The organism is Arthrobacter sp. 05T444 (assembly GCF_056395905.1).
The window spans coordinates 1-330 of the sequence record NZ_JBFTKK010000085.1; the positions used below are offsets into that span (position 1 = coordinate 1).

Sequence of the window (330 nt, forward strand, 5' to 3'; positions counted from 1 at the left end):
AATTCTTTGAGCTGCGCGAGGCCGGGGTCAGCCGCCGRGAGGCAGCCAGGGCCGTGGGTGTGCATGCCCGCACTGCCAAGGACTGGGACGTTGGCATCCGAAAATCGGGCAGCCGCCGCTTTTACCCCGACGGGCRGGTAGTCGACTACMAACGTGGAGTGACCACATTCCACGCGCCGTCGGACTCCGACGGGTCCATCGACCCCCGCTTTCTGTCACTGCAGGAACGTGAAATGATCCGGGACCTGAGCCGGGCCGGTTCCTCGCTGAGGACGATAGCGCTGACTCTGCAGCGTTCCCCCTCGACCATCAGCCGGGAACTGCACCGCA

Annotated in this window: 1 protein-coding gene; it reads left to right on the forward strand. The window is 65.1% G+C overall.

Going from position 1 to position 330, the window contains the following annotated elements; genetic code table 11:
* Positions 1-330: helix-turn-helix domain-containing protein (locus AC1DD3_RS22195; protein WP_476882539.1), on the forward strand; the 330-nt coding region annotated here is incomplete at both ends.